Source organism: Lacihabitans sp. CCS-44 (assembly GCF_024343735.1).
Taxonomy (GTDB): domain Bacteria; phylum Bacteroidota; class Bacteroidia; order Cytophagales; family Spirosomataceae; genus Leadbetterella.
The window spans coordinates 222,387-245,492 of the sequence record NZ_RJUE01000002.1; the positions used below are offsets into that span (position 1 = coordinate 222,387).

At 37.4% G+C, this 23,106-nt stretch carries 18 protein-coding genes; 14 read left to right on the plus strand and 4 right to left on the minus strand.

Annotated features, from left to right (window positions below; genetic code table 11):
* Positions 1–4 precede the first annotated feature (4 nt).
* The 4 genes from EGI26_RS02305 (at position 5) to EGI26_RS02320 (ending at position 3,970) form a co-directional block, all read left to right on the plus strand.
* A complete protein-coding gene (locus EGI26_RS02305) occupies positions 5–1,045 on the plus strand; it encodes an adenylate/guanylate cyclase domain-containing protein (RefSeq protein ID WP_255076087.1) in 1,041 nt (346 codons plus the stop codon).
* Positions 1,046–1,066: 21 nt separating this feature from the next.
* Complete coding sequence (locus tag EGI26_RS02310; protein ID WP_255076088.1) at positions 1,067–2,533, plus strand: YitT family protein; 1,467 nt, start codon at positions 1,067–1,069, stop codon at positions 2,531–2,533.
* Positions 2,534–2,631: 98 nt separating this feature from the next.
* Positions 2,632–3,549: an AEC family transporter gene (locus EGI26_RS02315; RefSeq protein ID WP_255076089.1), complete on the plus strand. Its 918-nt coding sequence runs from the start codon at positions 2,632–2,634 to the stop codon at positions 3,547–3,549.
* Positions 3,550–3,658: 109 nt separating this feature from the next.
* Complete coding sequence (locus EGI26_RS02320) at positions 3,659–3,970, plus strand: hypothetical protein (RefSeq protein WP_255076090.1); 312 nt, start codon at positions 3,659–3,661, stop codon at positions 3,968–3,970.
* Between the two features lie 86 nt (positions 3,971–4,056).
* Here the strand turns inward: EGI26_RS02320 and EGI26_RS02325 are convergent, their stop codons facing one another.
* A complete protein-coding gene (locus EGI26_RS02325) occupies positions 4,057–5,655 on the minus strand; it encodes a carboxylesterase/lipase family protein (RefSeq protein WP_255076091.1) in 1,599 nt (532 codons plus the stop codon).
* A gap of 243 nt (positions 5,656–5,898) precedes the next feature.
* A complete protein-coding gene (locus EGI26_RS02330) occupies positions 5,899–7,476 on the minus strand; it encodes a GDSL-type esterase/lipase family protein (protein ID WP_255076092.1) in 1,578 nt (525 codons plus the stop codon).
* A 267-nt stretch (positions 7,477–7,743) separates the two neighbouring features.
* Here EGI26_RS02330 and EGI26_RS02335 point away from each other — a divergent pair, with 267 nt between their 5' ends.
* From EGI26_RS02335 to EGI26_RS02345, 3 genes are all read left to right on the plus strand, one after another.
* On the plus strand, positions 7,744–8,901 hold the full coding sequence (locus tag EGI26_RS02335) for an ATP-binding protein (RefSeq protein WP_255076093.1): 1,158 nt from the start codon (positions 7,744–7,746) through the stop codon (positions 8,899–8,901).
* Between the two features lie 162 nt (positions 8,902–9,063).
* Positions 9,064–11,235, plus strand: a complete 2,172-nt coding sequence (locus EGI26_RS02340; RefSeq protein WP_255076094.1) for a TonB-dependent receptor — start codon at positions 9,064–9,066, stop codon at positions 11,233–11,235.
* Between the two features lie 27 nt (positions 11,236–11,262).
* A complete protein-coding gene (locus EGI26_RS02345; RefSeq protein WP_255076095.1) occupies positions 11,263–11,898 on the plus strand; it encodes a hypothetical protein in 636 nt (211 codons plus the stop codon).
* 361 nt (positions 11,899–12,259) lie between these two features.
* Here the strand turns inward: EGI26_RS02345 and metG are convergent, their stop codons facing one another.
* Positions 12,260–14,326: a methionine--tRNA ligase gene (metG, locus tag EGI26_RS02350; RefSeq protein ID WP_255076192.1), complete on the minus strand. Its 2,067-nt coding sequence runs from the start codon at positions 14,324–14,326 to the stop codon at positions 12,260–12,262.
* A 232-nt stretch (positions 14,327–14,558) separates the two neighbouring features.
* Here metG and EGI26_RS02355 point away from each other — a divergent pair, with 232 nt between their 5' ends.
* From EGI26_RS02355 to EGI26_RS02380, 6 genes are all read left to right on the plus strand, one after another.
* Positions 14,559–14,771 carry a hypothetical protein gene (locus EGI26_RS02355; RefSeq protein WP_255076096.1) on the plus strand — a complete coding sequence of 71 codons (213 nt, stop codon included), beginning with the start codon at positions 14,559–14,561 and terminating at the stop codon, positions 14,769–14,771.
* 74 nt (positions 14,772–14,845) lie between these two features.
* On the plus strand, positions 14,846–15,052 hold the full coding sequence (locus EGI26_RS02360) for a hypothetical protein (protein ID WP_255076097.1): 207 nt from the start codon (positions 14,846–14,848) through the stop codon (positions 15,050–15,052).
* A gap of 394 nt (positions 15,053–15,446) precedes the next feature.
* Positions 15,447–16,109 carry an ABC transporter ATP-binding protein gene (locus tag EGI26_RS02365; RefSeq protein WP_255076098.1) on the plus strand — a complete coding sequence of 221 codons (663 nt, stop codon included), beginning with the start codon at positions 15,447–15,449 and terminating at the stop codon, positions 16,107–16,109.
* A gap of 134 nt (positions 16,110–16,243) precedes the next feature.
* Positions 16,244–17,545, plus strand: a complete 1,302-nt coding sequence (locus tag EGI26_RS02370) for a TolC family protein (protein WP_255076099.1) — start codon at positions 16,244–16,246, stop codon at positions 17,543–17,545.
* Positions 17,546–17,607: 62 nt separating this feature from the next.
* Positions 17,608–18,936, plus strand: a complete 1,329-nt coding sequence (locus EGI26_RS02375) for a sigma-54 dependent transcriptional regulator (protein WP_255076100.1) — start codon at positions 17,608–17,610, stop codon at positions 18,934–18,936.
* Between the two features lie 163 nt (positions 18,937–19,099).
* Positions 19,100–20,425, plus strand: a complete 1,326-nt coding sequence (locus tag EGI26_RS02380) for a PAS domain-containing sensor histidine kinase (RefSeq protein ID WP_255076101.1) — start codon at positions 19,100–19,102, stop codon at positions 20,423–20,425.
* Positions 20,426–20,855: 430 nt separating this feature from the next.
* Here the strand turns inward: EGI26_RS02380 and tnpA are convergent, their stop codons facing one another.
* Positions 20,856–21,320, minus strand: coding sequence for an IS200/IS605 family transposase (tnpA, locus tag EGI26_RS02385; protein WP_255076102.1), 465 nt, complete (start codon positions 21,318–21,320; stop codon positions 20,856–20,858).
* 526 nt (positions 21,321–21,846) lie between these two features.
* Here tnpA and EGI26_RS02390 point away from each other — a divergent pair.
* Entirely contained in the window at positions 21,847–23,094 is a 1,248-nt protein-coding gene (locus tag EGI26_RS02390; RefSeq protein ID WP_255076103.1) for an efflux RND transporter periplasmic adaptor subunit, read from the plus strand.
* Positions 23,095–23,106 lie beyond the last annotated feature (12 nt).

A 23,106-nucleotide genomic window follows, 5' to 3' on the forward strand; every position in this document is an offset into this window, starting at 1 on the left:
ACAAATGACCAAGATACTAATAGCCGACGACGAGACTGATTTAGAAATACTTATAAAGCAAAAGTATAGGCAAAAAATCCGTGAACAACACTACTCCTTTGTGTTTGCCACCAATGGCACTGAAGCCTTGAGGGTTTTGGACGAAAATCCTGATGTGGACATCGTATTGAGTGACATAAATATGCCTGAAATGGATGGTCTTACATTGCTTACCAAGCTTGGCGAGGCACATCCCTTGATAAAGTCAGTGATGGTGTCGGCTTATGGCGACATGGACAATATCCGTATGGCCATGAATCGCGGAGCCTTTGATTTCGTTACCAAGCCTGTGAACTTTACCGATCTCGAAACTACCATTGAAAAGACCATTCAGCATGTAAATCAGCTCAAGGAGACTATTCAGGCCATCAAGGAAAACAATATTTTGAAAATGTATGTGGACCACAACGTGCTCAACTTTATGTCCGGTCGTGAGTATGAAGCATCGCTTTCTGCCAACGAAACGGTGGAGGCAAGCGTAGCTTTTATAGATATTTGTAGTTTTACATCTATAAGCGAAACAGAAAGCCCAGACAATGTGGTAATGCTTCTGAATCAATATTTTGACTTGATTGTGAAGGAGATAATTGCCCAAGGCGGGCTGATAGATAAGTTTATTGGAGATTGCGTCATGGCCGTTTTTAAAGGCGAATTTCACTTAGACAGAGCCATAGAGGCCTCATTGGCCATTAGGAATCATATAGAGGCATTGCCTCAGGCGGCTTCTAAGATTGAGTTTCATCCCAAAGTTTCTATCGGTATAAATTCCGGAGAGATGATTTCTGGAAATATTGGTTCAAAAACGCTTAAAAGGCTCGACTATACCGTTATAGGCGATACAGTAAATACAGCACAAAGGCTACAGAGTTTGGCCCAAAACGGTCAGATTTTAATAAATGAAGAGGCTTACGGAAAGGTAAAACAATCTTTTAATTGTAAGCTTTTGGGTTCTAATCCACTCAAAAATAAGTCCGTGGAAGCGATTGTTTACGAGGTACTAAATTGATTTATTTTTCGGAATTATACTATGAGGTTCACCAAGGTTTATGACTTAGTAATAGAGAGACTAAAGAACGAAATTCCCGCTTCTGTGGCCTATCACAATTACCAGCACACGATAAATGTTTTAGAACACACTATTTATTTGGCTGAAAATGAGCAAATAGGAAAGTCATCTGTTGAACTCTTAAAAACGGCAGCTTTATTTCACGATACTGGTTTTATATTTGACCCCAAGAGCGAAGGCCACGAGCTACGATCTCGTAATTTTGCACAAGAGATATTGTCAGATTATGGATTTTCGGAAGAAGATGTTGAGGTAATTGGGGACTTGATAATGGCCACCAAGCTTCCTCAAAATCCTCAGAATAAATTGCAAGAAATAATATGCGACGCTGACCTGTACTATTTGGGTACTGATAAGTACGTGGAGAATTCGGATAAACTGGTGTCGGAGTTTAGAGCCGATGGACGGGCAATATCTGATGCAAAATGGTGTGAGATTCAGGTAGATTTTCTAAGTAGGCATCATTTTTTCACACCAACCGCCAAAAAAGACCTTGAAGTAAAAAAAAGAAAGAATTTAAAAAAGATTGAGCAAAAGATGAAGAATATGACAAAACAAAGTGAGACCTCTAAACTACAAGGATACCTTCAGGAATATCTCTTGATTGTTGTTGGGGTTTTGATAGCGGCTGTTGCTCTTAAGGGTTTTTTGGTTCCCAATCATTTCTTTGATGGTGGGGTTACAGGTTTGTCTCTTCTTATACATGAGCTTTATCACGTTAATCTGGCTCTGGTAATAGTTTTGATGAATATTCCACTGATTGTTATTGGTTATTTTACTGTTGGTAAGGCGTTTACTATTAAAACTTTCGTGGCGGTGGTTTTGTTGGGTATTGTTTTGCAGACACTTCCAGTATTTGACCTTACACATGACAAACTGCTAATTTCTATCTTTGGGGGTGTTTTTCTTGGCTTGGGCGTGGGGCTTAACATGCGAGCAGGTGCCGCACTTGATGGTATCGAGGTTTTGGCTTTGTACACACTCAAAAGAACCTCATTTACCATTACAGAGATTATATTGGGTATCAATATCATAATATTTTCTGTGGCGGCCTTTAAGTTTGGTGTTGAAACGGCCCTTTATTCTTGCCTAACTTATTTTGCAGCATCTCGTACTATAGACTATGTGGTGGAGGGTTTGCAGGCTTTTACTGGTGTTACTATTATTTCTTCTGAAAGCCAACTCATTAAACATGAGTTAGTTAATAACCTAAAACGCGGTATCACTGTTTACAAAGGAGAGCGGGGTTTTTTGCCAGAGTCTTTTGAGGTCAGTGCTGATTGCGATATTATTTTTACGGTAATTACCAGGTTCGAGTTGAGGAAGCTGAAGAATCTAATCTACGAAGTTGATCCCAACGCTTTTGTTTTTGCCAATACGATAAAAGAAGCTTCTGGCGGAATAATCAGTAGAAAACAGCACCATTAATGCTTAAGAGTGGTATTTGTTTTCTAAATAATTATCCTGACTTGATATAATTGTACTATTTTTATTTATAGATTTTATCTTTGCAAAAAAGATTCTAAATGGCTCAAGCAAACGCCACTTTTATCATTACGTTGGCCTTTATTCTGATGGGCTTTCTGATAAAAAAGTATAATTTTATTTCTGAAAAAGAAGGAAAAGTGCTTTCGAAGTTTTTGATGCACACTACTTTTCCGGCTTTAATGATTATTTCTACCGCCAAAATCAAACTTGAGCCAACGCTCTTTTTGTTGCCTTTTTTGTGTATTGGCATGGGTGTAATCATGATTTTTGCGGCTTTTTATTTCTTTAAAGGTCTAGAAACCAAGCTCAGAGGCGTACTTACTATGGGAGCGGGAGGGCTTAATGTGGGTCTTTTCGGATTTCCGTTGATAGAGGGAATTTGGGGTACCGAAGCCTTGGTTTTTGCAGTCATGTTTGACATTGGCAATACCATCATGACTTTCGGCGGTGTTTATCCTGTAGGCTCGTATTTTGCTAAACGAGGAGATGGAAAATTTCCGATTTCAAAGTTGATGCTGCGTGTTTTTACTTTGCCGCCAGTTACGGGAATGGTTATTGGTTTGAGTGTAAATATTTTCAGTATTCCTTTGCCAGATATTGCCTTTGATTTTTTAGGAATATTGGCAAAAGCCAATAAGCCTTTGGTTCTGCTATTGATGGGTATTTATTTGAGTTTTGAGCTGAATAAATCTCAAATGAAATATATCAGTAAAGTGCTTTTGTTGAGGTACTTGTTAGGAGGTATTTGTGTGGTTGGTATTTATTTCTTAGTTCCGCCATCGCTTATGCAAAGTGTCATGATAGTTTTGGTTATACTTCCTTTAGGCATGACTATTCTTCCTTTTTCAGATGAGTTTGGCTTTGATTCCCGCATAGCCGGTACAATGGTCAATATTTCGCTTCTTATAAGTTTTGTGCTGATTTGGTTTTTAGTGTGGTTCCTTCACTTGGTTTGATTCTCGGGGAAATTTTGATTTTTCTAATATAAAGGTTTTGATATCGAAATAATATTACTAATTTCATAATCAATAACTTATATTGTTTTCCACTAAAACTGATATTATCATGAAAAGATTTATTTTATTCTCATGTATTCTATTTTCTAATGTTGTTTTAGCGTTTGTGCCGATTAAAATTACTGCTGATTTTACAGACAAACAAGTCAGAGAAGCTGAGAAAAGAGCTTTTGACGAATTTGGTGTAAAAGTAGAAGTTGAGGTGTTTTCGAGAGATGAAGCTGGGAAAATCGAGAAAATTAAGATTTCTAGATTTCATAAAGATGGAACGTTGGCTACTTCTTGCAGCTCTGATTTACTAGAGGAACTAGCCATTACCGAGGGAGGATGTTGGGTGAAAGATAGAGAAAGGAAAAAGTAATGTGAAACATTTTTGCAAATTGTAACATAACAAAAACACGGATAGACTTAAAACCCATCCGTGTTTTTGTTTTAGAATATTTAAGATTATTTCATTAATTCAAACAATTCTTTGTCCATTTGAGGCTTAACCGTTGAAACATTATCAAAGTGCATTGTAGCCGTATTTGTAGAATTGTAAATAGGCCATTTTGGTAGAGCTTTATGGTTTGGATCGCCAAGTCGGGCAAAATTTATCCAAGATTGACTCATTTTATCTGCCAAAGCTTGGGCTTCTTTTGTACCTCCCGTCATGTTTTTTGTACGTTGAATATTATCAAAACAAAAGGCAATTTCCATACAGTGAACTGCCTTGTATTTTCCATCCATTACGGGTGATTGCCAATCAAACAAATACATGAAAGTAGGTGCACCACCAGCCACTGCTGATTTCATGTTTGCCTGTAATACCGCACCAGGACGAAAAGTGACATCGTAGCTTAGCATGTCTGTCAATTTGCCATTTGGATAAGCTTTTTTAACCGCAGATATGTAAGCATCAGTCTTATCTCCATGTACTTTTTTTATGGCCTCTTTTGCTTGCTCGTCGGTAGAGTTTGCTGGAATTCCTCCTCTGAAAACAGCAAATTCATTGATTGTTGTTCCGATCATCAATGGAATATTCTTGGAGAGTTCGAAGGCTTCATTTGAAAATAATTGATAAGGAAGAACCTCCCCGTCGGCACTTGGTCCCCAACTTAAGCCAAAACCTATGGCTGGTTTGCCTTCGGCTTTCATTTTGTCGGCAACTGTTTTTAGTGCTTTTTTCCCTGCATTTGCTAAGGTTTGAAAAGGTACGTTTTGGATTTCATCCACTTTGTCTGAGGAAAGGCCCAATTCTTTCACAACTTCGGCTCCGATAGCTTGAGTTGTGGCTTTGTCCAACATTGCAGAGCGGAATGCACCACTTTGGTTGATGGCTTTGTGGAAAAGTCCTTTTGCAGATGGCATAGCCATAAGTGTATTTACTTTAGCTCCGCCACCCGACTGACCAAAAATCGTCACGTTATTAGGATCTCCTCCGAAATTTGTAATATTGGTTTTTACCCATTCCAAAGCTGCTTTCATATCCAATACGCTCAAGTTTGCCGATTGCTTGTACTTATCTCCATAGGCAGAGAGGTCAAGATAGCCTAGAATATTTAGTCTATGATTGATAGAAACTACCACTACATCACCTTTTTTGGCAAGATTTTCACCATCATAAGAGGGCAATTCAATAGATGAACCCGCTGTAAAACCACCACCATGAATCCAGAACATTACAGGGCGTTTTTTGCCATCGTTGATGCCTGGTGTCCAGACATTTATACGCATACAGTCTTCATTAGTAAAACCCCAATTGTGGTCAAAAACGAACTCACTTTCGTCTTGTATGCTGGTAGTTGGGTTTTCAAGTGGGGCCACTGGGCCGTATGAAAAAGAACTGCGTACTCCAGTCCAAGGTTTTGGTTTTTGTGGAGACTCAAAACGCTTTGCTTCAGCATAAGGAATACCCTTATAATTGTAGATACCGTTGTTGATATAGCCACGTACTTTTCCGGCGTCGGTAGAAGTTACGGCTATGTTTTCGCCAGTTTGCAACTGAGCCATGGTGTTTTGTGAAAACACTACTGCAGCAGCTATTGCCAATAGTTTTAATTTCATAAATGTTAGATCATTAAAAAGGTTGAACTTGAAAATTAATATTTTTACGAAAATAAGATAAATAGTTTTAATAAAAAAGATTATTGTCGCAAAATGATACAATAGTATTTTTGAGGAAGATTTTTTCTGGTTTTTCCCCAAAAAAATAGTGTAAATCTATTTTGGGATTTACACTGTTCATGACTTCTGGCAGTTTCTGTTTTCGGGTCCGACTATCGTCTGACCGCTCATGCCGATTTATGGTTATTTCTTGGCCATTTCTTTATCTATGGCAGTTTTTACCATTTTCTCCATAATGGCATAACAAGCCTTGGTCGGATGTACGCCATCTTCTGCCATTTCTTTACTTAGGCCATTTCTTTCGTCTTTTAAAGTATTGAAATAGTCTAAATAACTTACGCCATATTCAGCTGCTAGTTTTTTAATGCCTTCATTGAGAGCTATCACTTTAGATGGAATATCCTTAATTTCTGGTCTCCATGGAAATGAGTAGGCTGGCAATACTGAAGCCAAAACGACTTTTATTTTATTGGCTTTTGCTATTTCTATCATTGAGCGGTAATTGCCCAATGTAAATTCTGGCAAATAATCACCCGTGTTTTCGGCTATGTCGTTGATGCCTATATTTATCACTACTAATTTTGGTTTTAAATCAATAACATCTTGGCGAAACCGCAAAAGTGTTTGTGGCGAAGTTTGTCCGCTTATTCCTCTGCCCACATAGTTATTTTTTTCGAAGAAATCGGGGCTTGCACCTACCCAACCGTCGGTGATAGAGTCGCCTGTCAATACCACTCTTGTTTTTCCAGCACTCGGAGCTCCTATTTTTGTATTGGCATCTCTGTATCTGGCCAAATTTGTCCAGTCTCTTTTTTCTCTTTCGGCGTTTTTCTTTGCAAATTCTTCCAGTTGTTCTTCAGAAAACTGCTTTTCCCATTGGTTTGGATATTTCTTTTTCAAGTATCCTTGCAGTTTCATCCAATCCGTGAGTCTTTCGTGCCAAGTGTCGGTCGGGATTTTGTTTTTGTTCATTCCAAAGCCATGGAGTCCTTTTTCGTAAATGTGCATTTCAGCAGCCTGGCCTGCATTGTGCCAGTCGAGATATAATTGAGCATTGGCAGGTGCAAAACCTAAGTTGTCATTATCTGCCAAGGCTATGAAAATCGGGTATTTTTCTTTGGGAATATTCTTGAGATAATCTACCGCTGGCACATAGGGATAGATTGGGGCGATGAAATTGGGCTTCGTTTCTTTTGAGGAGGCGTAGAAAGTTCCGAGTGTGAGTGTTCCACCTGCCGAAAAGCCCATCATGCCCACTTTGTCGGTATTAATGTCATATTCTGTGGCGTTATCTCTGATGTGTTTGAGGGCTACTTGGGCGTCTTTAATGGCTAATTCTATCACCGGAGCATTTTCTTCGTCTAGTTTTTTGAAGTCCTTCATTTTGCCCATCAATTCTCCAAATGGATTATTGGTTTTGAGTTGTACCACTCTGTATTTCAATACAAACGCAGCCACGCCTTTGGCTTGGAGCATTTTGGCTACTTGATGCCCTTCACTATCCATCGAAAGTATATGAAAAGCACCGCCTGGAGCTACCAACATGGCAGTGCCTGTGGCTTTGTTTTTTTCTGGCAAATAGATGGTTAGTGTCGGCTCCACTACATTATAGGCTATGGCATTGCCATCGGGTGCCTTAATTTCGGACTCCTTCCAGTCCCAGTTTTCTGAGCCAGGAGCCGTAGAGGGATATAATTTTATGGTTTTTTGAGAAAAAGCCAAAGAACTGATAAGCAGTAAAAGGCAAAGCTTTTGTAACATAGTAATGTAAGGTTGTTATTTGAGTGGACAATTTAGTACAAAAATATTTTGGTAAGTAATTTACAGATTGGAAATTCAAAAATTGCTGTATTTAGGTGAAGATATTTTTATGTAATCTCAAAATATTTCTTATGTTAATTCAAAATAAGTTCTATGTAATTTCAAAATAAGTCTTATGTTAATTCAAAATAAAATTTATGTAATTTCAAAATTTTTATTATGTAATTTCAAAATAAATATTTATTTTTGCCTTATAATTAGTTGTTTATGGTAGAGAGAGTAATTCTAAAAGAGATGTTGTATTTGATGGAAAAATATCCAGTTGTAGCGGTTACTGGTCCGAGACAATCTGGCAAGACTACTTTCTTGAAAGAATCGTTTCCGAATTTTAAATATGTATCACTTGAAGATCCAAGAGTCAGGAATTTTTTCAATTCTGATCCTACCGGTTTCTGGAATATATATAGCGAAAAGGTCATATTTGATGAGGCTCAAAGACTACCTGAGTTGTTTTCCTATATTCAGAATGCTGTTGACGAGTCGGGTAAAATGGGTCAGTTTATTCTTTCGGGTTCTCAGAACTTTCAGTTACTAGAAAATATTACGCAGAGTTTGGCTGGGAGAGTGGCATTGTTTAAACTATTTCCATTTGATTTTACAGAGATGAAATCGGCTGGACTTTTATCTGATAATTTTGAAGATTGTTTGGTAAGGGGATTTTACCCTGCACTTTTTTCGCGAGACTTGGATTCAGGTAGATTTTATGCAAATTATATTCAAACGTATGTGGAAAGGGACATTGTGAGCATAGTCAATGTGCGTGATTTGAAACAATTTAGGATGTTTTTGAGGCTTTGTGCTGGTAGAATAGGCCAATTACTGAATCTCAATTCTTTGGCCAATGAGTGTGGAATTTCGCAGCCAACGGCCAAATCTTGGCTGAATATTTTAGAAGCAAGTTACATCATTTTTCAACTGACACCTTATCACAAAAACTTCAACAAAAGAGTGGTAAAAACGCCAAAGCTGTATTTTTATGATACGGGTTTGGCTTGCCATTTATTGAATATTAAAAAAGGGAGTGATTTGATACTGAATCCTTACAAGGGCAATCTTTTTGAGAATCTCATTATTGCTGAATCGCAAAAGCAAAGCGACCACAACAGTCTCAATAAGGAGTTTTACTTTTGGAGAGATTCTAACGGCCATGAAGTAGATTTGGTATCTATGATTGGTTTGCAATATGATATTTATGAGATAAAATCCTCAAAAACTATTCTTTCTGATCATTTTGCTGGCCTAAAACATTTCAAAGAATTGGCTCAGGAAGATGTTTTATCTAGTACTTTGTATTATGCCGGAAACGAAAATGCTAATAGAACCAACTACATTATTAAGCCATGGAATCAAATAGGATTTAGTTGATTCTATACTTTAGTCGACGAACGAACGGGCTCTTATTTTTATGTTTCTTTAATCGGTACGAAAAATCCATTCATCGGTAATTTCCATATCACTCATCGAAAACTCATTTCTATTTTTTGCGTAATCCACCAATTTTGACCCATCGAAACGCAAAAAACAATTATGAAAAAGCTATTTACATTTTTAATTACAATTCTCAGTATTATTTCCGCCAACGCTCAAACTGTTGTTTCGGGCAAAATAACAGACAAAAAAGGAGAGATTTTGCCATTTGCAAACATTGCTCTGGAAGGTACTTATGACGGAGCATCGGCAGACGAAAACGGTAAATTTAGTTTCACTACGGATGAAAAAGGAACAAAGAAACTTCTTGTAACCATGGTTGGATTTCTAAATGCTCAAAAAGAAATCCAGCTAAACGGACAAAAAGTGGAGGTCGAAATCAAACTCGAAGAAACCATCAATTCGCTTAATGCCGTGGTAGTCACAGCCGGTATGTTTGAAGCTTCTGACGAAAAGAAAATGGTGATGCTGAAGCCATTGGATATCGTCACAACTGCTGGTGGAAACGCCGATATAGTGTCTGTAATGCAGCTTTTGCCGGGTTCTAACAGAGTAGGGGAGCGAGAAGGTTTGTTTGTGAGAGGTGGCTCGGCCAATGAAACCAAGACCGTAATAGACGGCATGATAGTGCAGAATCCGTTTTTCAGCAGCACGCCTGATGTGCCACAACGTGGGAGATTTGATCCGTTTATGTTTAAAGGCACGGCTTTCAGTACAGGTGGATATTCGGCTTTATATGGGCAAGCGTTGTCTTCGGTTTTATTGCTCAATACCCAAGATAAACTGGGCGAAAATACCTCAACTACCGCAAGTTTGAATCTGGCAAGTGCGGCGGTATCGCATACGCACAAAGGTTGGTTGACGGGAACATTATATTACAGTAATATTACTCCCTTGATAAAATTGGTAAAAAATAATTACGATTTTGAGAAAGTGCCAGAAGGTGTAGGAGCCTCGGTAAGTGTAAACGAGAACTTTAAGAACAACAGCTCTTTAAAAATTTACGGAACATTTGCAGATAATCGTTCGGCCATAAACTTACCAAATTACGACGTTGAAAACACCAAATATCTTTTTGCCAATACCAATAGAAATGCCTTCACGAACGCCTCGTATCGCCAATCTTACAAAGACGGGCTTTGGGTGTTGAATTCGGGAGTTTCGTACAGCAAAAATATTGATAATCTGAAAATCGGTAACGTGATGGCCGACAGAGAAGATGAAAGAACCCAATTAAGAGCTGTAATGAGCAGACTTTATGGAAACAATCGCAGTTCAACTTTCAACTTTGGAGCCGAAACCCACTGGATAAATGTGTCTAATCAATTTGAGCAGAATCTTGCCACTTTGAAAGATCATTACACAGCGATTTTTGCTGAATCAGAAATGTTTGCATCTCCACAATTGGCCATCAGACTTGGTGCGAGAGCTGAATATTCTTCAGCTATCGGCAAATACAATGCAGTGCCGAGAATATCAATGGCTTATAAAACTGGCAAATATTCGCAAGTGTCGTTGGCGGGCGGTAGATTTTATCAAAATCCCGACAAAGAGTATTTATATCTCAACAAAAACCTGGGCTTCGAGTCATCAGACCATATCATAGCCAACTATCAGATTATGAAGTTAGGCAGGACATTCAGAACAGAGGTTTTCTATAAAAAATACGACAATTTGGTGGTGGAAAAAGGCCAAGCTTTTGATCCAAATCCATACAGATTTCCTACTGGACAGACCGATAACAGTGGTAATGGCTTCGCTCAAGGATTTGACATGTTTTTTAGAGACCAGAAAAGCCTAAAAAATGGAGACGTCTGGTTGACCTACTCTTTTCTGGATACCGAAAGATATTTTAGAAATTACCCGAAGTCTGTTATGCCCTATTTTGCTTCAAAACATAACATGAGTGTGGTTTACAAGCAATTTTTCACAAAAATAGCCACCAATGTTGGTCTAACATTTTCGCAATCATCTGGTAGGCCTGTGTATGGCATCAACGAAATTTTTGGAAAAGTAGAAATGACCAAGCCGTATCAAAACGTGAGTTTTATGGCAAGCAAAATCAAACAAACTGCCAATAGTTTCTTGGTATTCTACGCCATTGTCGATAATGTTTTGGGTAGAAACAACGTGTTTGGATACAGATATTCAGCTGATGGCACCAAACGTTACGAGGTAAATCCTCCTATGAAACGCATGATATTTTTCGGAGTAAGTTGGACATTCGGAAAACTCAATGGAAGGTCAAAAGAAGCAGATTTAAATTTTTAATAAACATAAAAAACAAAACAATTTATTATGAAAAAGTTAGTATTAAGTATCGCTTTAGCAATTGGTTCGGTAGCAGTTTTTGCACAAAATGAGAAATTTGTTGCTACAATGACAGAGCAAGCAGCCGCCATTCAGGCCAATTATGAAGGTTCATACATGCCAATGGCCAACAAAATGGAGCGAATTGCAGCAGCAGAGGCCAAAGAATGGACACCACAATATTGGTCGGCATATTGCCTTATCAATGAGACTTTTAAACTTAAAGAAGCTGGCGAAAAAGATTTACTTTTGGAAAAGGCTGAGGTTTTTATAGAAAAAGCCGAAATGTTATCACCCAATAACGATGAGATAGAGGTTTTGAAAGCCCAATACGCCATGGCCAAACTTTCAGTTGACCCGATGAGCAGATGGCAGAAATATGGAGCAGATTTCCAAACTGCCCTTAAAAGAGCGGAAGAAATCAATCCTGAAAATCCGAGAGTTCCTTATGTGATGGGTACCAATATTTTCTACACACCCGAAGGATTTGGCGGAGGTCAGGCAAAAGCAAAACCATATTTTGAGAAAGCTTTAGCCAAATTCAGCACTTTCAAATCGGCCACCGCTTATGCTCCAAATTGGGGAAAAGAAGCCTCGAATTATTTTCTTTCGCAGATAAAGTAACGATTAGAAATTTTATATGAAAAGCCGAATTCTGTATGGGATTTGGCTTTTTTGGTTTTATGAATTTTAACTTTGGCGTTTTTATTTAAAGTGCTATTATTCAGGTATATATGAATTTTTTGAGTATTACTTTATTTATCGATACTTGGAGAAATGTGGTAAAAAAAGTGAGATTTCTCCAAGTATTATTTTGTTTGATTGTTTTAATCTATTGATTATGTGTATTTTGTGTTATTTTTAATAAGCGAAATTGTTGATAGATATGTTTTTTTAGAAAATTATATCCTTGAGTAATTTCAAGGTTAAAAAAAATAAGGCCTGACTTTTGGGGCAGACCTTATTTCTAAATAAGTAGTTAATTTCAACTCACCCCAGCACCGTTCCAAACTTCCTTGTGAGGCTGCAAAAGGCTGAGGGAGCCATCTTTGTCTTCAGCCATCAGGATCATGCCTTGCGATTCTATGCCCATCATCATTCTTGGGGCTAGATTGGCTATGAACGTCACTTGTCGTCCTATCATTTCTTCAGGTGTGAAATGCTCCGCAATACCGCTCAAAATGGTGCGTTTTTCTAGGCCATCGTCTATCAAAAACTTTAATAATTTCTTGCTTTTTTTCACCGCTTCAGCTTCCAAAATTGTTCCTATTCTTATATCCAATTTTGCAAAATCATCAAATTGTATATTCTCTTTCAGTGGAGCTACGGTTTTACCTTCGAGTTCGTTCATGCGTTTGTCGTCCAGTAGTTTTTGTACTTGTTTGTCTATGGTTTCGTCTTCTATTTTCTCAAAAAGCAATGATCCAGAGCCTATTTCTAATCCAACAGGCACCAAATCAGCATTTCCAGCATCTATCCATTCGTGTTTTGGGCCGTTCAGGTTCCAGCCTGAAAGTTTCAGTTGGTCGTATAATTTTTGAGATGTAAACGGCAAAAACGGCTCGGCTACAATTGCCAAAGTGGCTGTAATCTGCATAGCTATGTTCATAATCGTTTTTACACGTTCAGGGTCTTCTTTTACGGCTTTCCAAGGTTCGGTTTCCGCTAAATATTTATTGCCAAGACGAGCTATTTCCATCATGCTGGACAAAGCGTCCCGAAATTTGTAATTTTTCATGGCATCTGACACATCGCACGGTAATTGTTTTAGTGCCTCAAGAGCTTGTTTGTCAACCTCTTGCAACTCACCTCTTGCGGGTACTTTTCCATCATAAAACTTCTGTGTAAGCACCACTGTACGGTTTACAAAGTTGCCGAAGATTCCTACCAACTCTGAGTTGTTTTTGGTCTGAAAATCCTTCCAGGTAAAGTCATTATCTTTGCTTTCAGGGGCATTTGCTGCCAAAGCATATCGCAACACGTCTTGCTTTCCAGGGAATTCTTCCAAGTATTCATGCAACCACACCGCCCAGTTTCTCGAAGTCGAAATCTTATCATTTTCAAGATTCATAAACTCATTGGCGGGCACGTTGTCGGCCAAAATATAGCTTCCTTCAGCCATCAACATGGCGGGAAAAATGATGCAGTGAAACACGATATTGTCTTTTCCAATGAAATGCACCAGCTTCGTATCTTCTGATTTCCAGTAATCTTCCCAGTTTTTTCCAGTGGCCGCAGCCCATTCTTTGGTCATCGAGATATAGCCAATCGGAGCATCAAACCATACATAGAGCACTTTGCCTTCCGCATCTTCCAACGGCACTTTTACGCCCCAGTCCAAGTCGCGGGTCATTGCACGAGGCTGCAAACCTTGTTTTAGCCAGGACTGACACTGCCCAAACACATTAGGCTTCCATTCGGGGTGGCTGTTTACATATTTTTCTATTTCGGGCTGCATTCTGTCCAGTGGCAAATACCAGTTTTTGGTTGCTTTCATGACAGGTTTAGCACCCGATATCGTCGATTTGGGATTAATCAATTCGGTAGGAGAAAGCGACGAGCCACATTTTTCACATTGGTCGCCATAGGCTCCATCGTTGTGGCAAACAGGACATTCGCCCACGATATAACGGTCTGCTAAAAATTGCTGAACTGTTTCATCAAAATATTGCTCCATCACTACTTCGTCAAAATAACCTTTGTTATTCAGTGTCGTAAAAAACTCCTGTGAAGTTTCGTGGTGAACGGGGTTCGAGGTACGAGAGTAAATGTCAAAAGAAATCCCGAATTGCTCAAAAGAATCTTTTATAATGCTATAGTATTTGTCGACCACACCTTGCGGTGTAGTACCTTCTTTTTTGGCTTTAATCGTAATCGGTACGCCATGTTCGTCAGTACCGCTGATAAAAGCCACATCCTTGCCTTTCAGTCTCAAATAACGCACATAAATATCAGCAGGCAGGTAGCAGCCGGCCAAGTGGCCAATATGAATTGGACCATTGGCATAAATCAAAGCAGCAGTAACGGTATATCTTTTCGGATTGTTCTTCATCGTATCTCGGAGAAAATTGAGGTGCAAATTTAGCATATTTTTCTGAGAAATGTTTCACCTAACTGACTAAGCTCCGAAGCTGTTTTTAGACTACTAAAAATCAATTGCTTAAAATATTAGCAAAGTATGGCAAAATTTTTTAGCATAAAAAAATACATATACATTTGATTCATAATAGATGGCGTAAGTCATTCTCATTCAAGCTTTTCAAACATTATAAACATAGAATACCATGGCCAGAATCATTGTTCCGAAACATTTAGTAAAGTCAAATCTCGAGATTATCTCCTTGTTGAGAAATCATTTTCCTGATTTATCCTATGAAAAATCTTGTTCGTTTAGTCATAATTTTTGCGGTACTCATAATGATGATGGTCAAACCTTAACCCCGGTTTTTAGAAGAGTAGGTGGCACTTTAAGTATTAAGGGATTCGCTTCTTATTGAGGTAATCTCTATTTATCAGTTAATTATTTAGTCTAAAATTTTAGCAAATCAATACCAGAGAAATATTCAAAGTCATGGCCAGAATAATCGTTCCGAAGCACATTGTGAAGTCAAATGGTGAAATACCAGCACTTTTAAAGGCTCAGTTTCCTGATCTGTTGCCGATGAAAATCAAATCTTACAGCCACTTTTATTTCGGCACGGTAAAGCAAGGCAACCAAACCTTGATGCCTGTTTTTCAGAGAGAAAATGGTACTTTAAGTATCAAAGGGTTTGTGTGAAAAGATGCGTTTTTATTAAATGAAAGCGTATAATTTCAATATTTTTTTTCTAATTTTTTTGCAATATGTTTCTATCAAGAATTTTTAATTCAACAATTTGTAGGTTTGAATAAAATCCATTCAAACTTATTTATTCAGTTTACAACCTCTTCCTCACAACTATAAACTTTATTAAATTTTAGGTCATTTAATTATCGATGTCACATCAATCGCAGAAACAAAAAAATACTATTTAGGTCAACTTTTGGTGATTTGCTTTGTCCACCACCGTACTTTTTTTGTCCATTTTCGGACGAAAATACCTAGTTGGTTTTCTGTAAGTATCAGGATATAAGATACTTGTATTTTTGGCACAAAATTCGAATCTTTATGTCTCAAATAAGCATTTAGAAGAATGATTGAGCTTCAGGGCATCGGAAAATATTTCAAACAAGGTTTTGGCAAGGTTTATATTTTGAAAAACATAAGTTTGAAAATAGAACAAGGAGAATTTGTGTCGATTATGGGGCCATCGGGTTCTGGGAAGTCTACTTTACTCCACATTCTTGGACTTTTGGAAGAAGCTTCTGAAGGCACATATAAGCTTTTGGATGAAAATGTTACCTCTCTTTCAGAAAAAAAGAAGACCGAAATACATAGAAATACAATTGGATTTGTTTTTCAAGCGTATCATTTGATAGACGAACTAACGGTGTATGAAAACATAGAAACGCCTCTTTTATATCAAAATGTGTCTTCTTCAGAACGAAAAAGTAGAGTGGCAGACATATTGGATAGGTTTCAGATTGTTGCAAAAAAAGATTTGTTCCCAAGTCAACTTTCGGGTGGTCAACAACAATTGGTGGGCATTGCTCGTGCCTTGATAGCCTCTCCAAAAATAATTTTTGCAGATGAACCTACGGGTAATCTACACTCCGACCAAGCAGATTATATCATGCAGGTTTTCAAGGAGTTGAATCAAAAGGACGGTGTTACAGTGGTGCAAGTTACCCATTCAAAAACCAATTCAGAATATGGCAATAGAGTAGTGAATTTGAAAGATGGATGGTTGGTGTGAAAACGGCACTTCGGCTTCGCTCAGTGACCGTTTCCAACACTAAATATCTATGAAACAAAGGATAAATTCTAACCACTCAAAATCTAAAACATTGGATGCTTGATAATTAGCATTCTATTAGAAATAAAACTATTATGAAAAAGCTATTTATAATTTTAAGTCTTGTGTTTACAAGCAATGTTTTTGGTCAGACTTACACCTTGAAAAAGTGTGTTGATTTGGCTGTAAAAAACAATCCAACTTTTCAAAGAGCCTACCTAAATGCTGAGCTAGCCAACGCCAATGCAGCCGAGGCTAAGGCTAGAAATCTGCCGCAAATCCAAGCGTTTTTTGCCCAAGGAATGAACTTCGGACGTTCTATCGACAGATTTTCTAACGATTATATCAACCAACTCTATAACTCCACGTATGGAAATATTCAGTTGGGTATGCCAATTTACAAAGGTTTTCAAACTAGAAATTTAACAGAGAGTGCCAAGCTACTTCAACAGGCCGAAATCCAGAATGTTGAAGCAGATAAAAATCAATTATCAGTAAATTTACTCAAAGCATATTTGGATGTTTTGGCTGCAAAGGAATTGTCCGCGGCAGCAAAGAAGCAGTTGGAAAACTCTGAAATTCAGCTTGCTAGGCAACAGAAAATGATGGAAGCAGGTACATCAGGAAAGCTAGAAGCTCTGCAATTTAGCAACCAAGCCGCATCTGATAAAGGTGGCTTGATTGACGCTCAGTATAATCTCCAGATTGCGAGACTCACGCTATTTCAATTGATGAATATTAAACCTAATGACGCCATTGAGTTTGAATCCATAATTCCTTACGAAATTGGTGAGCAAACGCTTAATGAAATCACCGTAAATCCTGTTGAGTTTTTGCCGGAGTACAAGAGTTTCGATTTGCAAGGTCAAAGTTTTGATAGAAGAATAAAAGCTAATCAGGCAGAAAACTCGCCAGAATTAAGTTTGAGTGGCAATTACAGTACTTTTTATGCGTCCTCAAATCCCGAGCGGACGTTTTTTCAACAAGTAAATGATACCAGAAACGGTTCGTTTTCATTGAATTTGGCGATACCAATATTTTCGAAATTTCAAACTTCTCCCAGAACTCAGCAGCTAAAGATCCAGAAAAAAATGCTTGATAACACACGCAAAGTGCGAGAAAATACCCTCCAACAAGATTTGGAATCTGTAAAGTTGATGTTGAACGCTTTTGGTGAAAGGTATAAAAATGCTAGCCAGCAAGCCGAAATTAGTAAAGAAAATTTAAAACTCGTAGAACTGAGAATTGAAGCAGGTACCATAAATCCCATTGAATTTTCATTAGCTCAAGCCAATCTGGAAAAGGCAATTTCGAATCAAATTCAGACCAAATTCAGGTGGATTTTACAGAAAAAATTGCTCGAATATTATCAAACTGGCGAATTTGACTTTCTTTAAAAACAAAAATTTGAGGATTTTCAGATAAAGCTTTCTTAGATTTACATAAATTTCATTTTTTGATGCACGAAAAAAGCATATTGATAATTGACGACGATGTGGACATTCTAAATGCGGCTAAACTGCTGCTGAAGCGTCATTTTCAAAAAGTGGAAATTGAGAAAAATCCAGATAAAATACCCTACCTACTAAATAACTTCATGTTTGACATCATTCTGCTCGACATGAATTTCAGCAGAGATGTAAATACTGGAAACGAAGGGTTCTTTTGGCTGGACTTCATTTTAGACAAAAAGAAAGATCAAAAAGTAATTCTCTTCACGGCTTTTGGAGGAATAGAAATGGCAGTAAGAGCCATAAAAAATGGAGCTTCTGACTTTATTCTGAAACCTTGGATAAACGACAAACTTTTAGAAACATTAAGTGGTGTTTTCTCGAAAAAAGACACCCTGGAAATTAAAGAAAGTCTAACAGCACAAAGTATCATTGGAGAATCTGATGAAATGAAGAAAGTGGCTGACCTCATCAAGCAAGTTGCAGCCACCGATGCCAATATATTGATTTTAGGAGAAAACGGAACTGGCAAAGACCTTGTAGCCAGGGAAATACATCAATTTTCAAAACGAAAAGATAAGAAATTTGTCCATGCCGACCTGGGTTCAGTGAGTGAAAATCTTTTCGAAAGCGAACTTTTTGGTCATGTAAAAGGTGCATTTACCGATGCTCGTGAGGAACGTATTGGTCGTTTTCAAGAAGCTGACAAAGGCACTATTTTCTTGGATGAAATCGGGAATATACCGATTGTTTTGCAAAACAAATTGCTGTTTGCATTGCAAAATAGAAATATTGTAAAAGTAGGTTCAAACGCACAAATCCCCTTTGACGCCCGTTTGATTTGTGCTACCAACGAGGCTATTTATGAGCGAGTGGAAGAGAAAACTTTTCGTCAGGATTTACTTTTTAGAATCAATACCATTGAGATAAATTTACCGCCACTCAGAGAAAGGGGGCAAGATATTTTGCTTTTGGCTGAGCACTTTCTGAGCATTTATACAAAAAAATACAATCGGAAAATTAAAGGAATAAGCGTGCTGCTGCAAAAGAAATTGATGGCCTATCATTGGCCAGGAAATGTGAGAGAATTGCAACATGTAATAGAAAGGGCAGTTATTGTAACGCAGAACACCACCCTCAGCGAAGATGACTTTGTGGTAAGAAAAACTAGCAGTACCAATAACCCTTTGGTGGAAACCTATTATTTGGAAGACCTTGAAAAACAATTAATTATAAAAACTCTCAAAAAACACAATGGCAATATCACGGATGCATCCAAAGAAATGGGCATCAGTCGCCAAGCACTTTATAGAAGAATTGAAAAGTTTAATTTATGATTAAACCTACCACTCTGAATGATAGAACACGGATGACACGGATATTAGAAATAGCACGGATGGACACAGATTTTATTAGAAAATCCATTAAAATCAGCGTTGCTTGCATCGGTGTCATCTGCGTTCCATCGTTTGGTCAGTATAATTTATTTTATAATTTCAAATGAAAAATTTCAGTCTAGGTATCCTTCTTCGTATTCTTATGATTCTGGGCTTATCATTGGGTTTTTCATGGTCATTTCTTCAGAAAAACGTTCCAGTTGCTATAATTTTTGGTTTTTTACAAATCATTAGTGTTGTCAATCTGTACAAATACGTAACCTCCCTCAACCGGAAAATGAAGCGGTTATTTGAGTCGATTCAGTATCAAGATTTTGCAATTACTTTCAAAGCCGACAATAAACTGGGGGAGAGTTTTAGAGATCTCAACAACGACCTCAATGCGGTAATAAATAGTTTTAACCAGGTCAGAGCAGAGCGAGAAGCGACTTTACACTTTAACAATGCCATCATTCAGCAAATCAACGTAGGCATCCTTTCTTATGATGCAGAGGGCAAAATAGAAATCAATAACCAAGCAGCAAATAAACTCCTTAAAGTCTATCGACTCAAGCATATTTCGGACATAGAAAAACAAAATCCATCTATTTTTGAATGCATCGCTTCACTAAAATCAGGTGAGCCAAAATTGTTGAGTTTGCCTGAAAATGATCTTTCTTTTTCTGTTACAGAAATTCAGATGCGTGGTCGAAAAATCAGGTTAGTGGCTATTCATAATATCCGTTCAGAGTTGCAAATCAAAGAGTTAGAAGCTTGGCAAAACCTTACTAAAGTACTTCGTCATGAAATTATGAACTCTGTTACACCGATAGTTTCATTGGCTGAAACGATGAAAGATATTGTAGAAAACGAGATAAAAGCCAATAACCAAAAAGAACAGGAATCTATTGATGACTTGAAAGATGCCTTACAGACTGTTCAAAGACGAGGAAACGGAATTATGAAATTTGTAAATGCTTACCGTGAGTTTACTTCTATTCCGACTCCAAATAAATATTATGCTACAGCGAGCCAATTATTAAAGACATTGGAAGGAATTTTTGCTCAAAAAGCTCTAGAAAGTAAAGTTAAAATTACGTATAAAGTTGAAAATGATTTTGAGACTTTCATAGACATTGAGCAAATAGAACAGGTGCTCATCAATATCGTCAAAAATGCTTTTGAAGTAGAAAACGAATCAGAAAATAAAATAATTTCCATTACAGCACACACTGAAAACGGTACCAAAACCATTGAAATCGCTGACAATGGAATTGGGATAGACAAATCACTACAAGAGAAAATTTTCATTCCGTTTTATACCACCAAAAAGACCGGCTCCGGGATAGGACTAAGTCTATCTCGCCAAATTATGCAGCTCAACGATGGCAACATTAATTTCTACGAAAACCAACCGAGCGGTGCTGTGTTTGTGTTGCAGTTTGCGTAAAAGATAGCATCAATGAGTTCAAAATATTTAGGTAAACATTTGATTAAAAATGATTTGGTCATCGAAAGCTCAAAGCATTTTGACCTCAGAGAGGTCAAAGCATAGCGACCTCAGAGAGGTCAAAGTATATTAGCCTTTAGAAAAGACATAAACGTACCCCTACGACCTCAGCGAGGTCGAACATTCAGCCCTCATTTATATCACGAGTTATGTTAATGCAAGTGCGACCGCTCTGCGGTCGGGAAACACCGTTTTGGGATAATTTCAAAATTCCAATATTCTAATATATTGCGACCTCGCTGAGGTCGGGAAACACCGTTTTGGGATAATTTCAAAATTCCAATTTTCTAATATACTGCGACCTCGCTGAGGTCGGAAAATACCGTTTTTTGATAATTTCTTACTAATCAATAAACTCACTAAAATGGTCCTAATCATCAAAAAACTCAAAAATATATTCATCTTTAAATTCTATTTCGTTTTTCTTCAAAAAATCGAAATATTCTTCACGAAATGTCTTCTTTTTGTGGTGATTTTCTTGATTCATAACGTATTTAATAACCGTATCTCGATCACTATATCCATGCGAAAAAACGCCATAGCCAGACTGCCACTCAAATTTCTTTGGACTCAAATTTTCGTTGTTAATAAAAGTATTTGATGATTTTTTAATTTCCCGAACCAAATCCTCAATCAACTCATGGCCTTTGTAGTCTAAGAAAATATGAATATGGTCAAAATGGCCATTTACAGCATAAGAATAGTGTTTTCTTTCATTTATAATTCCTGCAATGTATTCGAATAAACGTCCTCGCCATTCTTTTTGAAGCAATGCTTCTCGTCTTTTAACAGCGAAAACTATGTGTAGAAGGATTCGTTTATAGGTGTTTGCCATTTTGTAGTGTTAGATTAGAAATTCAGTTAAAATTAATTTTTTATTTTAAATATGTTATAATCATATCAATGAAAATAATTTGTGGTGTTAAAATCATATACAATAATGCAAATTGTGGGAAATGTTCAACCTCTCTGAGGTCGTTGAAACTAACATCTAAACTCCAATATCGACCATCTAATATACTAGGACCGCTCTGCGGTCTCCAAATTTCGATAGAACATGATTCATTTTGCTTCTATTTGGTCGTTTTAAGAATGGCCCTAATTTCAAAATTCTAATATCTAATATAATATGACCGCTCTGTGGTCTTTGTTTTTAATAATGTTTGATTGGATTCTACTTCTTTGCGGTTTGCATTTTCAATCATTTATGTATATTTTCCATAAAAACGCAAACGGACAATCAACGTCCGAAAATGGACAAATAAATCTGGTATTTATATTATAAAATACACGTTATCAGTATTTTATATTTTTGGCACGAAATAGGAATATTAATATGTGTATTGAAATAACAAATAATAATGGACGTAATAAAACCTAAAAAATTCTGGACAAAACAGAAAATTACTCTTACTGGATTGGGTGTGGCTTTAGCTGCATTTATCATATATTTGACTTTCTTTTCTGATAAAAGATCGAAACTAAATGTGGATGCTGAAAAGATAACCATCAGTGATGTAAAAGAAGGAAATTTTGATGAATTCATAATTGTTCAGGGTGCAGTGCAGCCACTAAAAACCATTAGGTTAGATGCCATAGTTGGTGGATATGTAACCCAAAAATTGGTTGAAGGTGGCACCAAAGTAGGAAGAGGAGATATTATTTTGAGACTTGAAAATCAACAGCTGAAACTGAATTTTCTGCAATCAGAAACCGAGGCTAACAGGTTGGTAAACGATCTTCAAAACACACGCCAGAGACTGAGAGTAGAGAAATTTACCTTGCGTAAAACACTGGCTGAGTTGGATTTTCAGATAGATCAAGCCAAAGATGCTTTTGAAAGAAACAAGAAATTGATCAAGGACAATGTAATTTCTGAGGCTGAATTTCAAAAATCTAAGAGAGAATATGAAAGACAAGTAAACCAAAGAAATATTGAGGTAGAATCTCAAAAATATCAAGAAGAAAATTCGAATCTGCAAATAAAACAGCTGGAAGGTACGCTTCAAAGAACACAAAGAAACGTTGAACTCTGGCGTGAAACGCTTGAAAATCTGGTAGTTAAAGCTCCGGTTTCGGGCTTGCTTTCTTCTATCGATGTAGAAGTTGGTTCCAACATCAGTCAAGGACAAAATATCGGGCAGATTGATGATCTGGATGGCTTCAAAATGCGTTCTGACATTGACGAGCATTACATTTCGAGGATTTTTCCTGGGCTGAGTGGTTCTTTTGAATTCAACGGAAAGTCGCACGAAATAGAAATCATAAAGGTATATCCTGAGGTAAAAAACGGTCGTTTCGCTGTAGATATGACTTTCACTGGAAATTCGCCTGACGGAATCAGACGTGGGCAATCTTCGCCAGTGAGATTGGAACTCGGAAAAGCTGAAAAAGCGGTGTTGATACCTGTAGGCGGATTTTTCTCTGACACTGGCGGCAACTGGATTTATGTAGTAGATGCTTCTGGCAAAAAAGCTGTTAAAAGAAATATTTCTTTGGGACGTAAAAATCCGGAGTTTTTCGAAGTCTTAAGTGGCTTAAAATCTGGCGAAAAGGTGATAACAAGTGGTTATGAGAATTTTGGAGAGAAGGAAGTGTTGGTGTTTTAGAAGAGCTAATAG

Bases quoted from the DNA above. Each gene is read 5' to 3' on its own strand.
- EGI26_RS02370 (WP_255076099.1), top strand. From the start codon at position 16,244: ATGAAAAAGCTATTTATAATTTTAAGTCTTGTGTTTACAAGCAATGTT.
- EGI26_RS02320 (WP_255076090.1), top strand. From the start codon at position 3,659: ATGAAAAGATTTATTTTATTCTCATGTATTCTATTTTCTAATGTTGTT.
- EGI26_RS02355 (WP_255076096.1), top strand. From the start codon at position 14,559: ATGGCCAGAATCATTGTTCCGAAACATTTAGTAAAGTCAAATCTCGAG.
- EGI26_RS02360 (WP_255076097.1), top strand. From the start codon at position 14,846: ATGGCCAGAATAATCGTTCCGAAGCACATTGTGAAGTCAAATGGTGAA.
- EGI26_RS02375 (WP_255076100.1), top strand. From the start codon at position 17,608: ATGCACGAAAAAAGCATATTGATAATTGACGACGATGTGGACATTCTA.
- tnpA (WP_255076102.1), bottom strand. From the start codon at position 21,320: ATGGCAAACACCTATAAACGAATCCTTCTACACATAGTTTTCGCTGTT.
- EGI26_RS02315 (WP_255076089.1), top strand. From the start codon at position 2,632: ATGGCTCAAGCAAACGCCACTTTTATCATTACGTTGGCCTTTATTCTG.
- EGI26_RS02305 (WP_255076087.1), top strand. From the start codon at position 5: ATGACCAAGATACTAATAGCCGACGACGAGACTGATTTAGAAATACTT.
- EGI26_RS02335 (WP_255076093.1), top strand. From the start codon at position 7,744: ATGGTAGAGAGAGTAATTCTAAAAGAGATGTTGTATTTGATGGAAAAA.
- EGI26_RS02330 (WP_255076092.1), bottom strand. From the start codon at position 7,476: ATGTTACAAAAGCTTTGCCTTTTACTGCTTATCAGTTCTTTGGCTTTT.
- EGI26_RS02345 (WP_255076095.1), top strand. From the start codon at position 11,263: ATGAAAAAGTTAGTATTAAGTATCGCTTTAGCAATTGGTTCGGTAGCA.
- EGI26_RS02380 (WP_255076101.1), top strand. From the start codon at position 19,100: ATGAAAAATTTCAGTCTAGGTATCCTTCTTCGTATTCTTATGATTCTG.
- EGI26_RS02365 (WP_255076098.1), top strand. From the start codon at position 15,447: ATGATTGAGCTTCAGGGCATCGGAAAATATTTCAAACAAGGTTTTGGC.
- EGI26_RS02325 (WP_255076091.1), bottom strand. From the start codon at position 5,655: ATGAAATTAAAACTATTGGCAATAGCTGCTGCAGTAGTGTTTTCACAA.
- EGI26_RS02310 (WP_255076088.1), top strand. From the start codon at position 1,067: ATGAGGTTCACCAAGGTTTATGACTTAGTAATAGAGAGACTAAAGAAC.
- EGI26_RS02390 (WP_255076103.1), top strand. From the start codon at position 21,847: ATGGACGTAATAAAACCTAAAAAATTCTGGACAAAACAGAAAATTACT.
- metG (WP_255076192.1), bottom strand. From the start codon at position 14,326: ATGAAGAACAATCCGAAAAGATATACCGTTACTGCTGCTTTGATTTAT.
- EGI26_RS02340 (WP_255076094.1), top strand. From the start codon at position 9,064: ATGAAAAAGCTATTTACATTTTTAATTACAATTCTCAGTATTATTTCC.